The organism is Mycobacterium sp. NGS62 (assembly GCF_059812285.1).
The window spans coordinates 1-1665 of sequence record NZ_JCALCK010000049.1; the positions used below are offsets into that span (position 1 = coordinate 1).

At 58.3% G+C, this 1665-nt stretch carries 1 protein-coding gene; it reads left to right on the forward strand.

Features of this window, described 5'->3' with window-relative positions; translation table 11 throughout:
• The coding region (locus tag AC5Y49_RS24575; protein WP_499891985.1) for a flavin-containing monooxygenase at positions 1–1162 on the forward strand (1162 nt) is incomplete at its 5' end.
• Positions 1163–1665: the final 503 nt, after the last annotated feature.

Below are 1665 nucleotides of genomic sequence, written 5' to 3' on the forward strand. Positions count from 1 at the left end.
GTTTGCATGCAGTGGCTACTACAACTACGACGAGGGTTATTGTCCAGAGTTCCCCGGCGAGAAGGACTTCGGGGGAACTATCGTGCATCCGCAGCACTGGCCCGAAGACCTTGATTATGCGGGTAAGAACATCATCGTGATCGGTAGCGGCGCTACCGCGGTAACTCTCATTCCGTCCCTTGTGGATTCCGGCGCTGGCCACGTCACGATGCTGCAGCGTTCACCGACTTACATCGGATCGCTGCCTAATATCGACCCCATCGCCGTGCAGCTCATCAAGTGGTTACCGCCCAGGGGTGCTGACTTCGTCAACCGCTGGAAGAACATCCTGTTAACTGTGGCGCAGTACCAGCTGGCACGGCGCTTTCCCCGGTCCATGCGTAAAGCGCTGATGGCTTGGGCCAAGCATCAGCTGCCCGCGAGGTATGACGTAGACAAGCATTTCGGACCGAAGTACAACCCATGGGATGAACGGGTGTGTCTGGCCCCTAACGGCGACCTTTTCAAGGCCATTCGGGACGGCAATGCCGATGTGGCCACCGATACTATTGACCATTTCACCAAAACCGGGATCAAGCTTTCCTCCGGGATGGAGTTGGCAGCCGACATCATCGTCACCGCAACTGGTTTGAACATGCGGCTGTTCGGCGGTACCCAACTTACCTGTAACGGCCAGGCCGTCGACATCGCCAAGTCGATGACCTACAAGGCCATGATGCTATCCGATGTCCCGAATATGGCGTTCACCCTCGGTTACATCAACGCGTCCTGGACACTTAAAGCAGACCTGGTATCTGAATACGTCTGTCGCTTACTCAATTACATGGACACGCATGGCTACGACACCGCCGTAGCCCCTCATCCAGGCAGGGATGTCGAGGAACTGCCGTTCACAGATTTCGCGCCCGGCTACTTCCAACGCGCGATGAACCAACTGCCGAAGTCTGGATCCCGCGGTCCATGGAAAGCAAAGCAGAACTATCTCTTCGATGTCCACCAAATACGCCGCGGCAAGATCGATGACGGGCTGCACTTCACCACCAAAGCACCCCGGCCAACTGCTCTGCCAGTTTCGACATCACTCCAAAGCACTTCCGAAACGGCTTCTAGCTTAAACCGAGGAAATGGCGAACAACACACAGATTCACTTATCGCCAGATAATCCTAACGCACGCCTTCTCTTTAACGAGGAACGGATCGATGATCCTGGTACCCAGCTAATTGAGCCTGCAACAAACCGGGGAAAGTCATCGATCATCGCGCCGATGACAGGGGTGGTGTTGGTGGTCATGGGCTTCTCTCCGGGCGCAAGTTGGGCCGGTTTGGCGGGTGCGGGCCATGGCGAGCACGAGGCTGCGGTGTCGGGGCACGACCGTGACAGCTGGTTGAAGTTGTTGTCGCTGTTTGGGTTCGAGTTCTCGAGCCCAATGTTGGTCCGGTCGATCAGGCGGCGGACGCGGCAGATCTCGTCCTCGGAACGCACCGCCCCGCCCTTGACGTTGGACGTTCGGCGCAGACACCGAACGGACGGCAACCTCGCCGACGGCGCGGCCGGCACGCTCGGAGTCCGACCATGCTTCGGTTTAGTTCTCCAGGGGCCGCTGCCCCGCGGTGGTGGGCGAAAATGTGTCGTTGGTCGCCGGGGGTGGGTGCTCCTCAAGGGTC